Annotated in this window: 11 protein-coding genes; 3 read left to right on the top strand and 8 right to left on the bottom strand. The window is 65.7% G+C overall.

Annotated features, from left to right (window positions below; genetic code table 11):
• Positions 1 to 2: 2 nt before the first annotated feature.
• From QX041_RS03950 to QX041_RS03920, 7 genes are all read right to left on the bottom strand, one after another.
• The gene (locus QX041_RS03950) at positions 3 to 1,655 is read right to left on the bottom strand and encodes an ABC transporter ATP-binding protein (protein ID WP_316164517.1); all 1,653 of its coding nucleotides are present in this window, start codon (positions 1,653 to 1,655) and stop codon (positions 3 to 5) included.
• Positions 1,656 to 2,510, bottom strand: a complete 855-nt coding sequence (locus QX041_RS03945; protein WP_316164516.1) for an ABC transporter permease — start codon at positions 2,508 to 2,510, stop codon at positions 1,656 to 1,658. It abuts the gene before it with no gap.
• On the bottom strand, positions 2,507 to 3,457 hold the full coding sequence (locus QX041_RS03940) for an ABC transporter permease (RefSeq protein WP_315714615.1): 951 nt from the start codon (positions 3,455 to 3,457) through the stop codon (positions 2,507 to 2,509). The genes QX041_RS03945 and QX041_RS03940 overlap by 4 nt, the downstream gene beginning before the upstream one ends.
• 82 nt (positions 3,458 to 3,539) lie before the next feature.
• Complete coding sequence (locus QX041_RS03935; RefSeq protein ID WP_316164515.1) at positions 3,540 to 5,147, bottom strand: ABC transporter substrate-binding protein; 1,608 nt, start codon at positions 5,145 to 5,147, stop codon at positions 3,540 to 3,542.
• A gap of 50 nt (positions 5,148 to 5,197) precedes the next feature.
• Entirely contained in the window at positions 5,198 to 5,917 is a 720-nt protein-coding gene (locus QX041_RS03930) for an HAD-IA family hydrolase (RefSeq protein WP_316164514.1), read from the bottom strand.
• A 156-nt stretch (positions 5,918 to 6,073) separates the two neighbouring features.
• The gene (locus QX041_RS03925) at positions 6,074 to 7,450 is read right to left on the bottom strand and encodes an aspartate aminotransferase family protein (RefSeq protein WP_316164513.1); all 1,377 of its coding nucleotides are present in this window, start codon (positions 7,448 to 7,450) and stop codon (positions 6,074 to 6,076) included.
• A 13-nt stretch (positions 7,451 to 7,463) separates the two neighbouring features.
• On the bottom strand, positions 7,464 to 8,306 hold the full coding sequence (locus QX041_RS03920) for a GNAT family N-acetyltransferase (RefSeq protein ID WP_316164512.1): 843 nt from the start codon (positions 8,304 to 8,306) through the stop codon (positions 7,464 to 7,466).
• A 169-nt stretch (positions 8,307 to 8,475) separates the two neighbouring features.
• On the opposite strand from QX041_RS03920, the gene QX041_RS03915 reads away from it, so the two are divergent.
• Together QX041_RS03915 and QX041_RS03910 are read left to right on the top strand one after the other, a co-directional pair.
• On the top strand, positions 8,476 to 9,144 hold the full coding sequence (locus QX041_RS03915; protein ID WP_315749518.1) for a haloacid dehalogenase type II: 669 nt from the start codon (positions 8,476 to 8,478) through the stop codon (positions 9,142 to 9,144).
• 14 nt (positions 9,145 to 9,158) lie between these two features.
• The gene (locus tag QX041_RS03910; protein WP_316164511.1) at positions 9,159 to 10,433 is read left to right on the top strand and encodes an FAD-binding oxidoreductase; all 1,275 of its coding nucleotides are present in this window, start codon (positions 9,159 to 9,161) and stop codon (positions 10,431 to 10,433) included.
• 21 nt (positions 10,434 to 10,454) lie between these two features.
• Here QX041_RS03910 and QX041_RS03905 read toward each other — a convergent pair whose 3' ends face one another.
• Complete coding sequence (locus QX041_RS03905; protein ID WP_315714622.1) at positions 10,455 to 11,378, bottom strand: glyoxylate/hydroxypyruvate reductase A; 924 nt, start codon at positions 11,376 to 11,378, stop codon at positions 10,455 to 10,457.
• Between the two features lie 215 nt (positions 11,379 to 11,593).
• Between QX041_RS03905 and QX041_RS03900 the strand changes: the two genes are divergently transcribed.
• Complete coding sequence (locus tag QX041_RS03900; RefSeq protein WP_315714623.1) at positions 11,594 to 12,490, top strand: GNAT family N-acetyltransferase; 897 nt, start codon at positions 11,594 to 11,596, stop codon at positions 12,488 to 12,490.
• The last annotated feature ends 80 nt before the right edge of the window (positions 12,491 to 12,570 follow it).

Below are 12,570 nucleotides of genomic sequence, written 5' to 3'. Positions count from 1 at the left end.
GGTCAGCGCTGGCAGTATTCGCGGACCTGCTCGGGATCCTGGCGGAGATTGTCGAGCCAGGCGGGATCGAGCTTCGGCACCGACGACAGCAGCAGCTGCGTATAGGGATGCTCGGGCCGCGCCATGGCCTCGGGCGTAATCTGCTCGATCTTGCGTCCCCGATACATCACGACGATGTCGTCGCAGATCGCCTCGACCACCGACAGATCGTGGCTGATGAAGACATAAGCGAGATCGAGCTCGCGCTGTAGCTCCTTGAGCAGATCGATGACCGCCGCGGCGACGACGGTGTCGAGCGCGGAGGTGATCTCGTCGCAGATGATGAGCTTGGGATCGGCGGCCAGCGCGCGGGCGAAGTTGACGCGCTGCTTCTGTCCACCCGAGAGCTCGCCCGGACGGCGCAGCCGCAAGCTCTGGGGCAGCTTCACCATGTCGAGCAGCTGATCGATGCGGGCGCTGCGGTGCTGGCGCGGCATGCCGTGATAGAATTTCAGCGGCCGCCCCAGAATGTCCTCGACCGTATGCGCCGGGTTCAGCGCCGTGTCGGCATGCTGGAACACGATCTGCACCTGGCGGAGCTGGTCCGCATCGCGGCTGCGCGCGCTGCGCCCGAGCTCGCGGCCGTCGAACACGACGCCGCCCGCAAACGGCGGAAGGATGCCAGCGATGGCGCGGGCGAGCGTCGACTTGCCGCAGCCGGATTCGCCGATGATGCCGAGATTGCGTCCGCGCGCGACACGCAGGCTGACGTTCTCGACGGCCACGATCGCGGGCAGGCCGTCCGAGCGCAGCGGACCGTAGCCGACCGACACCTCGTGCACTTCGAGCAATGCCTCGGCCGCCACGGACGCCTCCGCTCGCGGTTCATGATGCGGCGCGATGGCGGCGAGCAGCTGGCGCGTATAGGGGTGCTGCGCGCGCTCGAGAATGTCGGCGGTCGTCCCGCTCTCCTGCACCTCGCCATTGCGCAGCACGACGATGCGGTCGGCGATCTGGGCGACGACGGCGAGATCATGCGACACGTAGATGCCGGCGATGCGATGCGCCGAGATCACCGACTTGAACGCGCGCAGCACCTCGACCTGGGTGGTGACGTCGAGCGCCGTGGTCGGCTCGTCGAAGATCAGCACCTTCGGGCTCGCGATCAGCGCCATCGCCGCGGCGAGCCGCTGCAGCTGGCCGCCGGACACCTGGTGCGGATAGCGCTCGCCGATCGTGTCGGGGTTGGGCAGCGACAGCGCACGGAACAGCGCCGCGGCCTTGCTGCGTGCCTCCTCCACCGGCATCACGCCGTGGATGCGCACGACCTCGATCACCTGATCCATGATGCGGATTGCCGGATTGAACGCCGCGGCGGCGCTCTGCGGCACATAGGCGATCTTGGCGCCGCGCACGGCCGCCTTGTCCTTCTCCGAGAGTGTCACCATGTCGACGCCATCGACCGTGACCGAGCCGCCGACGATCTGGCAGCCGGCCCGGGCATAGCCCATCAGGCTCATCGCGATGGTGGTCTTGCCGGAGCCGCTCTCGCCGATCAGCGCGACGATCTCGCCTTCGGCGATGTCGAGATCGACGCCCCTGATGATCTCGATGGTGCGGCCGGAATCGGTGGTCGCCTCGACGCGAAGATCGCGGATCTGCACCAGGCTCGTCATCTACGACGCCTCCCGGTCGCGGATCTTGGTCGGCAGATTGTCGATCAGGAGATTGACGGCGATGGTGAGGCTTGCGATCGCCAGCGACGGGGAGATCACGGCCGGCGCGGCATAGGGCAGCCCGCCGATGTTCTCGCGCACCAGCGCGCCCCAATCCGCATAAGGCGGCCGCACGCCCAGGCCGAGAAAGGACATTCCGGACAGCAGCAGCACGATGAACACGAAGCGCAGGCCAAGATCGACCAGCACCGGGCCGATGATGTTGGGCAGGATCTCGGCGCGGATCAAATAGAACAGGCTCTCGCCGCGGATCCGAGCCACCGTGACGAAATCCATGGTGTTGATGTTGACCGCGAGCGCGCGGGCGAAGCGGTAGGCGCCGGGAATGTAGATCACCGCCATGGTCACGATCAGCACCGGGATCGACGAGCCGACCGCGGCGACGACGACGAGGCTGAACAGCTTGCTCGGAATCGAGCTCAACGCGTCGAGCAGCCGGCTCAGCACCATGTCGACGACCCCGCCGGTGATCGCCGCAATCATGCCGAGCGTGACGCCCGACACGCCGGCGATGATCACGGAGGCCACCGAAATGCCGAGCGTATAGCGCGCGCCCATCAGGATGCGCGAGGTCATGTCGCGTCCGAGATAGTCGGAGCCCAGCCACAGCTCGCGGCTCATGGGGCCGAAATAATCGGTGTCGACGATGTCGCCGATCGGATGCGGAATGATGGAGGGCGCGACGAACGCCACGACGATCCAGAACGCCACGATCAGCGCCCCGGCAACCCCGACAGCGTTGATGCGGTAACCGAAGCGCGGGGTTCGCGAGGCGGATTTCGCGGCGCTCGTCATCGCAGCCTCGGATTGGACAGGATGGCGATGATGTCGGCCGTGGTGGTCAGCAGCAGGAAGCCGAAGCAGAAGATGATGGCGCAGCTCTGGATCAGCGGCAGGTCGCGGGTCGACACCGCGTCGACCATCAGCTTGGCGATGCCGGGATAGTTGAAGACGGTCTCGATGATGATGACGCCACCCAGGAGATAGGACAATGACAAGGCCACCGCATTCACGATCGGGCCCAGCGCATTGGGCAGCGCATGGCGGAGCACCAGACGGCCGCGCGAGGCGCCCTTCAAGAGCGCCATCTCGACATAGGGCGTGTTCAAGGTCTCGATCACGGCCGCCCGGCTCATCCGGATCATCTGCGCCGAGATCACTATGGTTAGCGTCACGACCGGCATCGCATAGGCGCGGGCGAAATCAGAGGCGGTGCGGATCTCGCTGATGAAGGACACCGCCGGCAGCCAATTAAGATAGACAGCGAACAAAAGCACAGCGAGGGTCGCGATCATGAACTCCGGCACCGACACGATGCCGATGACGGCGATGGTCAGACAGCGATCATACAGCGTGTTGCGCAGCATCGCCGCGGTGATGCCGAGCGTCAGCGCCAGCGGTACCGCGACGGTCGCGGTGAGGCCGGCGAGCTTGAGGGTGTTGACGAGGCGCCCGCCGATCAGCTTCGCGACTGGCATGTTGTTGGCATATGACACGCCGAGATCGCCCTGCACGACGCCGGCCAGCCAGCGCAGGAAACGGAAAATGGCGGGATCATCGAGATGCATCGCCTTGCGCAGCCCCTCGACCGCCTCGGGGGTCGCGGCCTGGCCGAGCAGGATGGTCGCGGTGTCGCCCGGCAGCATCGCGGTGGCGAAGAAGACGGCGAATGAGACAATGATCGCGGTGACCAGCGCGATCGCCAGCCGGGCCAGGATGAGGGATGCGATCCGATGTTTCAAACTTTGGGTCCGCGGGCCTGATCAGATCATGGTCATCGCGGCGCCGACCCGAGTGACCGGCGCCACGCGACTCAGACAACATTCACGAATCGAGCCAGACATATTCGGCGAAGGCATATCCCATCATGCCGCCGAGCGGGCTCGGCTCCAAGCCCTTCAGTCTCGACGAGGTGGCATCGATATTGGAGATGTAGGCCGGAATGATGGTGCCCGCCTCCTCCGCGATCATCGCCTGCATCTCGGCATACATCTGCTTGCGCTTGGCCTGGTCGAGCAGGCCGCGCGCCTCGAGCATCATCTTGTCGAACTTCTCGGACTTGAAGCGGCTCTCGTTCCACGGCGCCTCGGAGGCATAGAGCAGCGAGAACAGGATGTCCGGCGTCGGGCGCGGATTGATGTTGCCAAAATGGACCGGCGCCTTCAGCCAGTAATTGTCCCAATAGCCGTCCGAGGGAACGCGCTGCACGTCCAGCGTCAGGCCGATCGCCGCCGCCGAGGCCTGGATCACCATGGCCATCTCGATCGCCGAGTTCGCCGCTTCCGAGGTCACGACCGGGATCGACGTGCCGAGCACGCCGGCCTTCTGGAACAGCGATTTCGCCTTGTCCGGATCGAACGGCTTGGGCTTGAGGTCGGGGTTGTGGAAGAAATTCGCCGGAGAAACCGGCTGGTCGTTGCCGACGACGCCGAAGCCACGCAGCACCGACTTGACGATCTGCTCGCGGTTGACGAGGTGCTTCATGCCATCGATGAAGTCCTTCTTGTTGCCCGGCGCCATGTCGAGGCGAATGTTGAGGTCAGTGTAGTTGCCGGTCGTCGATTTCGACAGAGCAATCCCCTCCTTGCCCTCGATCAGCCGGAGCGAGCGCGGGTTGATGCTGGCGGCGAGCTGGATGTCGCCCGACAGCAGCGCGTTGACACGCGCATTCTCCTCGGTGATCGCGATGAACTCGATCTGATCGAGATAGGGGCCGTCCTTGAAATAGTTCTTGTTGCGCACGCCGATGGAGCGGACGCCCGGCTCGAAGGCCTCGCGGACAAACGCGCCGGTGCCGTTGCCCTTGGAGAAATCGGTGGTGCCGTCGGCGACGATCATGAAGTGATGCAGCGCCAGGATCATCGGCAGGTCGGCGTTGGGGCTCGCCAGCGTGATCTCGACGGTGGTCTTGTCGACCGCCTTGAAGCCGGTCATCTGCGCCGCGATCTTGGCGACCTTGGAGCCTGTCGCCTTGTCGAGATGCCGCTTCAGCGAGAACACGACGTCGTCGGCCGTCAGCGGCTTGCCGTCGTGGAAGGTGACGCCCTTCTTGAGCTTCACGGTCCAGGTCTGCGCATCCTGGGACTCGACGGATTCGGCGAGCTCCATCTGCGCCGCGCCGCTCTTATCGAGCGTGGTGAGCCGATTGTAGAACGAGCAGCAGCGCACATAGTCGGTCGAGAAGGACGCCTTGGCCGGATCGAGCGTGTCGGCCGTCGAGGTGGACCAGCCCGCGGCCTTGATCGCGCCGCCCTTCTTCGGCGTGGCCGCGAATGCGCGCTCGACGCGACCGAGGATGGTGCTGCCGGAAGCGAGCGCGACGCCATTGGCGAGCATCATCTTCAGGAGATCCCGGCGCGAGGCGCCGCGCCGGATTGCCGCCTCGACCAGCACATCGTCACTCGGAGTCCAGTTGGCGATCCCTTTGCTCATGTCATCCGTCCCCTGTTCGATCCGGCAGAATGAAAATCGTCAGTCGCACATCATTTGGCAGGCACCTGGTCCACCGCGTCGACCAGCTCGGCCATCGAATGGAAGTGGAAATCCGGCTTGGTGAAGGACGCCGGCGCGATGGTGCCGCCATAGCCCTGCTTGTCGTGGCGCCGCTCGATCCAGCAATTGATGACGCCGAGCTGCCGGGAGATGCCGATGTCGTGATACTGGCTCTGCGCCACATGCAGGATCTGTGACGCCGAGCCGCCGTCACGTTCGATGAAATCGAACACCTGAGTGAAGAAGGCGGGATCCGGCTTCTCCGTCCCGGTGTCGTCGACCGTGAAGCTCGCGTAGAACGGCGAGCCCAGCTCGCGCTCGAAATGATCCAGTGCCCAGCGCCGCGCATTGGTCATCGCGATCAGCTTGTAGCGCCGGGCGAGACGCGCCATGGCGGCGGCGCTGTCCGGGAAGGCCTTCCAGCGTGCGGCGGAGTCGCGGAAGCGCTCGCCGAGCGTGGTCTGCCTGGGCAGATCGAGTTGTGGTGCGATGATGTCATAGACCCGGACGAGATCATCCGGAAAGCGGTCGGCGTCCGCCGCGTAGCGTGCCGCGCGGTACAGGCTCAGCGCCTGCTCACCGTCGATTGCCTTGTTTGCTTCCGCCGCGATCTCGCCGAGGCTCGAGACGATCCCGCTTTCGAAGTCGATCAGCGTGCCGACCACGTCGAAGGTCAGGTACCTGAATTGAGCAAGATCGAGCTTGGTCATTCTGTGAGGCCCTTCCGCGTCATCGGTCCTAGTGTGAAGCCGGGTTCCGGCGAAAACTTCCGAATTGCGAGGACCCGACGGCAGAAAATTGCGAATAGGAGGAGCCGCCGACATATCGGCCCTGCTGCACACGCACCGATATGCCCGTGCCCACCTTCACGCCATGGCCTCGCGGACGTCCGGATCGGCCAGGGTCTGATCCAGCGTCCGTGCGGTGCGTTCGAGGATGGCATCGATGTCCGCGTCGCTGCAGCACAGCGGCGGCGCGTAGCCGAGCACCCCTGTCGGGAAGGCACGGATGACGAGGCCGTTGGCCCAGGCGCGATCGAAGATGCGGCGCGACGGCTCGGCGCTCGCCGGCAGCGGCGTCTTCTTCTCCTTGTCGGTCACGAGCTCGATGGCCGCCAGCAGGCCACGGCCGCGTACCTCGCCCACCAACGGATGGTCCTGCAGCGCGCGCAGGCCCGCGATCAGCCGCGCACCCGCCCGCCGGCCATTCTCCAGCAAGCCATTCTCATAGAGATCAAGCACGGCAAGGCCGACCGCCGCGCTCACCGGATGCGCCGAATAGGTATAGCCGTGCCCCACGGCCGAAGAACCTGCGCCATCGGCAATAACGCCATAGACATGATCGGACATCAGCACCGCGCCCATTGGGACGTAGCCGGAGGTCAGACCCTTCGCGACGGTCATGAAGTCCGGGACGATGTCGTCATCTGTGCAGGCGAAAAGCGGTCCGGTACGACCGAAGCCGGTGATCACCTCGTCGGCGACGAACAGGATGCCGTGCTGCCGGCAGCGCTCGCGCATCGCCTTCATCCAGCCGTCCGGCGGCACCAGCACGCCGCCCGAGCCCTGGATCGGCTCGGCATAGAACGCGGCCACCCGTTCGGGACCGCCGACCTCGGCAATCTTGGCTTCGAGGGCCGCGAGCGAGGCCGCGATGACGGCATCGGGATCGCTGCCAACGGGGTTGCGGTACGAATAGTGCGACGGGATCTTGTGCTGCCAGTTCAGTGGCACGCCGAAATTGGCGTGGAAGGCCGGCAGCGCCGTGAGTCCTGCACCGACCGTCGACGAGCCGTGATAGCCCTGCTGCAGCGTGATGAACTGATCGCGCTGCGGCTGCCCCCTCGCGTGCCAATAGTAATGGATGAAGCGGACCGTGCTGTCGACGGCGTCCGAGCCGCCAAGCGTGAAATAGACGTGGTTGAGATCACCCGGCGCGCGCTCGGCGAGCGCGGCCGCGAGCCGGATGGCCGGCTCCGAGGCGAGGCTGAAATAGCCGGTGGCATAAGGCAGCTCGCGCATCTGCCTCGCCGCCGCCTCGACGATGCTCTCATAGCCATAGCCGGCATTGACGCACCACAGCCCGGCGAAGCCGTCGACCAGTTGATGGCCCGAGGCATCGGTCACGATCGCACCCTTGGCGGATTTCAGGACCCGCGCGCCGGCGGCCTCGTGTCCGCGATAGGACGCGACCGGATGCACCAGATGGGCGCGATCGAGCTCGATGAGCGAGTTGCTGAGCATGATGATCTCCGGTTCAGCCGAACGCCTGGCTGGCCAAGGCAAACGATGTCGGGGCGCGCCGCCTCGTGTGACCAGCGGCCGGCCTAAGCATGACGATGCCGCCGCCGACATGATCGAGGCCCAAGCCGCCCAGCCATGGTGCGAGTCCCGTCTCGCTGCCGGTGTCGACGCGGATGAACTTGCCCTGTCGCCCAGCGAGGAAATGCGCGACGAGCGACTTGGCGTCCTCGCTACTGAAAGCGACCACGGGGCCAATCACGAGACCGCGGCCGAAGTGACGCAGCGCGGCGAACCCTGCCGCGCGGCCCTGACGCTCCAACACCGCGAACTCTCCGATGGATGCGATATGGGCTATCAGGTCGCGGCGATCCGCGCCAAAGGCCGCGATGTCGAGTGCCGTGATGACGGCGATGTCGTCGGGCGTGGCCGCACGCACGGCGTCGGGCTGTGCGACAGCTTCCGCGAGATGTCCCTGATGCTGCACGATCTCACCGCTGCGGTGGAAGCCGAGCTTCTCATAGAGCAGCAGTCCATCTTCTGTCGCGACGAGCTGCAACCGCCGCTCACCGGCCAGCGCCATCGCCTGCTGCATCAGGCACCGTCCGAGTCCCTTCCCCCGCTCCGCCTCGTCGACAATGACCATGTTGATGGTCCCGGCATCCTGGCCATACGGCGTCATCAGCACGGTGCCGATCACGCGACCGTCCGCCGCGACCGCCACGCAGCCCTTGCTCAGCGCAAGCGCCATCTGCCAGTCCTCGCGACGATGCGGCCAGCGGACCTGCTGCGACAGCCGCGTCGCTGCATCCAGGTGCTCCCCGCTGAAAGCTCTGAAGCTCGCGGCGTCGGACGTCATGTCATGCACTCCCATCTGCACCGGAGTCTGGGCGAGCGGCCCCCGGCAGATCGTCTGAAGGCGATGATGCCGACAACATCTTCCGCCGCCGAACCGGGGCAAAGCCGCATCTTATGCTGGCGGGGCGGCCTATCATCGGACGTCGAGACCACGACCGGCATGAGGATCCATGAGCCGCTTTCGCCCGAAATACGTGACCTTCGACTGCCACGGCACGCTGATCAATTTCGAGATGGCCGAGGCCGCACGCGATCTCTACAGCGCACAGCTCTCCGAGTCGGCGATGACGGAGTTCGTGAAGGTCTTCTCGGCCTACCGCCTCGATGAAGTCCTCGGCGCGTGGAAGCCCTATGCCGAGGTCGTCAGCAACGCCCTGGCGCGCAGCTGCCGCAAGATCGGCATCCCCTTCAAGCCCGAGGATGCCGAGATGGTGTATCAGCGCGTGCCGACCTGGGGTCCACATCCGGACGTACCGGCGGGTCTCGCCAAGGTGGCCAAGGAGATCCCGCTGGTCATCCTCTCCAACGCCATGAACGTGCAGATCCCCTCGAACGTCGTCAGGCTCGGCGCGCCGTTCCATGCCGTGTTCACGGCGGAACAGGCGCAGGCCTACAAACCGCGGATGCGCGCCTTCGAATACATGTTCGACATGCTCGGCTGCGGCCCCGAGGACATCACGCACTGCTCCTCCTCATTCCGCTACGACCTGATGACCGCGCACGATCTCGGCATCACCAACAAGGTCTGGGTCAACCGCGGCCACGAGCCGGCCAATCCCTATTACGGCTACACCGAGATCAAGACCATTTCCGAGCTGCCCGGCGTGTTCGGCCTGTAAGCAGAGTGCCCGCGATGAAATATGTCTCCTACTGGCGCGACACGGCGACCGCATTTTCCGGCGGCCATAGCGGGCCCGTGGAGGGGCATTACGACGTCGCGGTGATCGGCGGCGGCTTCACCGGGCTCGGCGCGGCACTGCAGCTCGCCAAGGCCGGCGCCAAGGTGATCGTGCTCGAAGCCGATCAGGTCGGCTCGGGCGCGTCGGGACGCAATGGCGGGCATCTCAACAACGGGCTGGCGCACAGCTATCCGGCCGCGAAGGCCGAGCTCGGCACCCAGCGCGCGATCGCGCTCTACAAAGCGTTCGACGAGTCGATCGACACGCTCGAGCGCCTGATCGCGGAAGAAGACATCGCTTGCGGTTTCCGCCGCTCCGGCAAGCTCAAGCTGGCGTCCAAGCCTGGCCATTTCGCGGGGATCGCAACGAACTTCGAAGCGATCCACCGCGAGGTCGATCCCGACACGGCGCTGCTCTCGCCGGCCGAGCTGAAATCCGAGATCGGCTCGCCCTTTCACGGCGGCATGCTGTTCAAGAAGAGCGCGATGATGCACATGGGCTGCTTCGCCGCGGGCCTCGCCTCTGCCGCGAGCCGCCGCGGCGCCGTCATTGTCGAGCAAGCCGCCGTCACTGAACGGGTGCAGGACACCAAGCACTTTCGCCTCACCACGGCCAAGGGGACGGTGAGCGCCGAGCAGGTGCTGCTCGCCACCGGCGCCACCACGCCGGCGAGCTTCAGCTATTTCCGCCGCCGCATCATTGCCGTCGGCAGCTTCATCATCGCGACGCGGCCGCTGACGGAGGCCGAGGCGGCCTCGGTGCTGCCGGGCCACCGCACCTACGTCACCTCCATGAACATCGGCAACTACTTCCGCCTGTCGCCGGACAATCGCCTGATCTTCGGCGGCCGCGCGCGCTTCTCGGCGACATCGGATCAGCAGTCCGATGCGAGGAGCGGCGCGATCCTGCGCGCGGCGATGGAGCGGATGTTCCCGCAGCTTGCCGGCATCGACATCGACTATTGCTGGGGCGGCCTCGTCGACATGACCGCCGACCGTTATCCGCGCGCCGGTCGCCAGGGCGGGCTGTGGTACGCGATGGGCTATTCGGGTCACGGCGCGCAGCTCTCGACCCATCTCGGCATGATCATGGCCGATGCGATGCTCGGCCGGCCCGACCGCAATCCGATGAAGGACGCCGGCTGGCCGGTCGTGCCAGGCCATTACGGCAAGCCCTGGTTCCTGCCGTTCGTCGGCGCGTATTACAAGACCCTGGACTGGATCCGCTGAGCCGTGACGGCGCGACCGCGATCAGTAGCCGCGGCTGCGGTCGACGAGGCCAACCAGATCGAGCCCGGCGCGGTGTCGCTTGATGTTCGCGGCGACCGCGAGCGCCGCTGTTTCCGGCTGCGTGACGCTGGCGACATGCGGCGTGATCAGGACGCGCGGATGCCGCCACAACGGGTGATCCGTCGGCAGCGGCTCGGGATCGGTCACATCAAGCACGGCGCCCGCGAGATGCCCGGAGTCAAGTGCTCCGAGCAACGCCGCCTGGTCGAGCTGCGCGCCGCGGCCGGTCTGCACCAGCGAAGCACCTCGCGGGAGCTTGGCGAGCAGTTCGGCATTGAGCAGGCCGCGCGTCTCCTCCGTCAGCGGCAGCAGGCAGACCAAGATGTCTGTCACCGCGAGCATCGCATCGAGGCCGTCGGCGCCATGGTACGTAGTCACGCCGTCGATCGCGTGCCGGCTGCGGCTCCAGCCCGAGAGCGGAAAGCCGAACGGCTTGAGCCGCTCCAGCACCGCCCGGCCGAGCAGCCCGAGGCCGAGCACGCCGATGCGCCGCACATGTGCCTGCGGCTGCGGGATAGCGCGCCAGAGCTGCTGCCGCTGATGATCGAGATAGACGGTCCAATTCCGGTGCAGCGCCAGCACGGCCAGCGTCACGTATTCCTGCATCATCCTGACGATGCCGTCCTCGACCATGCGGACGATCTTGACGCTCGCCGGCACCGACGCGGCGTTGAACTGATCGATGCCGGCGCCGATCGAGAACAGGATCTCGATATTGCGATAGGCGCCGAGGTCCGGCGGCACCAGCCAGGTAATCATGTAGCGGACTTCATCGGCATCGACCTGCGCCGGATTGATTTCGAACGGAAGATCCGGAATCTCACGCGCAAGCACCTCGCGAAAGATCGCGCCGCGCGTGGCATCGGAGTTGAACAACAAGGTCATGCGGTCATCCCAGCGGCCGATCTGGCTCGTCGCGCCTCCGATCATGGCGGTCGCGGCCTGCGTTACGTGCCGAATACAGGGCAGGATTGAGAAGAATGTTGCGAAGTTCGCCCGCAGACGCCTCAATATGCGGAGGTGACGACAGCATGCTCGCTCTCGACCTCATCGAGGCTGGGTGACGCGTGGCGGGCGGAACGAAGACAGGGACAGCGTGCATGGACAATCCGGACGTGGAATCGCGAATCGCCGACGTGTTCGAGATGCGCCTCGCCGACATCGACAGGGTCGACCTCGCGCAGTTGCTCGCCTTGTCGATCGCCGTCCAATGGCCCCATCGGGCGGAGGATTGGCAATTCATGCGCAGCATCGGCCGCGGCGTCGTCGCGCTCGATGAGATCGGTCGGGCCCTCGGATCCGCCATGTGGTTTCCCTACAGCGACGGCTTTGCTGCGGTTGGGATGGTCATCACCTCGCCGCGGCTGCAGGCCCTTGGCACCGGGCAATGGCTGATGCATCGGGTGATGGCCGAATGCGGCGGTCGGACGCTGCGCCTCAACGCCACGCGCGCCGCCTATCGCCTCTACCGATCTCTCGATTTCAAGCGTGAGCAGACTCTGTTTCAGTGTCAAGGTGAGGCGATTGCCTCGGACGCGGCGCCGGCCGAAGCGGGAAATATTCGCGTGCTGATGGAGGCAGACCTGCCGGCGCTGATCGAACTCGACGCGGCTGCTTATGGCGTCCGGCGAGCCGGGCTGATGACCGGACTGTTTCACCAGTCGCGCAGCTTTGGGCTGTTTCGCGCGGGGCGGCTGGAGACGTTCGCGATGTGCCGGCGGTTCGGACGCGGACATGTCGCGGGGCCGGTGGTCGCATCCTGCGACAGCGACGCGATCGCCGTGTTGGCGCCGCACGTGGCAGCTCACGAAGGCCAGTTCCTCAGGCTCGACACTCATCGAGCGACAGGAGAGTTCCGCGACTTTCTCGCGCGGTCGGGGCTCGCTCTCTTCGATGCCGTCACCACGATGTCGCTGCGGAACGACGTGAAGGGTGCCTTCCTGCGCGGCAACGACCAACCGAAGATCTACGGCGTCGTCAGTCAGGCCTTCGGCTAGCCCCTGCGTCCCGGAACAGAGCGCGGACCAAGCCCTCAGTCTCCAACTATCAAAACTGCGGAGCCCTCCCGATCTGTCGC

It is taken from the genome of Bradyrhizobium sp. SZCCHNRI2009, assembly GCF_032485115.1.
Classification (GTDB): Bacteria; Pseudomonadota; Alphaproteobacteria; order Rhizobiales; family Xanthobacteraceae; genus Bradyrhizobium.
Note: the sequence above shows the minus strand (reverse complement) of the source record. Positions and strands in the feature narration are given on the sequence as shown.

Bases quoted from the DNA above. Each gene is read 5' to 3' on its own strand.
- QX041_RS03950 (WP_316164517.1), bottom strand. From the start codon at position 1,655: ATGACGAGCCTGGTGCAGATCCGCGATCTTCGCGTCGAGGCGACCACC.
- QX041_RS03945 (WP_316164516.1), bottom strand. From the start codon at position 2,510: ATGACGAGCGCCGCGAAATCCGCCTCGCGAACCCCGCGCTTCGGTTAC.
- QX041_RS03935 (WP_316164515.1), bottom strand. From the start codon at position 5,147: ATGAGCAAAGGGATCGCCAACTGGACTCCGAGTGACGATGTGCTGGTC.
- QX041_RS03930 (WP_316164514.1), bottom strand. From the start codon at position 5,917: ATGACCAAGCTCGATCTTGCTCAATTCAGGTACCTGACCTTCGACGTG.
- QX041_RS03925 (WP_316164513.1), bottom strand. From the start codon at position 7,450: ATGCTCAGCAACTCGCTCATCGAGCTCGATCGCGCCCATCTGGTGCAT.
- QX041_RS03920 (WP_316164512.1), bottom strand. From the start codon at position 8,306: ATGACGTCCGACGCCGCGAGCTTCAGAGCTTTCAGCGGGGAGCACCTG.
- QX041_RS03915 (WP_315749518.1), top strand. From the start codon at position 8,476: ATGAGCCGCTTTCGCCCGAAATACGTGACCTTCGACTGCCACGGCACG.
- QX041_RS03910 (WP_316164511.1), top strand. From the start codon at position 9,159: ATGAAATATGTCTCCTACTGGCGCGACACGGCGACCGCATTTTCCGGC.
- QX041_RS03905 (WP_315714622.1), bottom strand. From the start codon at position 11,378: ATGACCTTGTTGTTCAACTCCGATGCCACGCGCGGCGCGATCTTTCGC.
- QX041_RS03900 (WP_315714623.1), top strand. From the start codon at position 11,594: ATGGACAATCCGGACGTGGAATCGCGAATCGCCGACGTGTTCGAGATG.